General features: G+C 49.6%; 1 pseudogene. It reads left to right on the top strand.

Annotated features, from left to right (window positions below):
• Positions 1–232 (top strand): annotated as a pseudogene (locus tag AB4298_RS21395) (Ig-like domain-containing protein); the annotation flags it as partial.

Genomic DNA, 232 nt, shown 5'->3' with positions numbered 1-232 from the left:
CAATATTGCAACTATCGATACCGATACGGGGATCGCAACGGGTGTTGCAGTCGGTACCGTCACCATTACCGCATCAGGTAACGCGAATGGCACTGAGTTTACTGCATCTGCTGAATTGACAGTAACGAATGCCACAGTAACCAGTCTGCAAATCACACCACAGGATACCACTGTAGTCGCAGGGCTAGAGCAAGCCTTTACTGCACAAGCGTTAATGTCGGACTCAAGTGTG

This window comes from Shewanella sp. 10N.261.52.F9 (assembly GCF_041471165.1).
In the GTDB taxonomy this organism is placed as follows: Bacteria; Pseudomonadota; Gammaproteobacteria; order Enterobacterales; family Shewanellaceae; genus Shewanella; species Shewanella marinintestina.
Note: the sequence above shows the minus strand (reverse complement) of the source record. Positions and strands in the feature narration are given on the sequence as shown.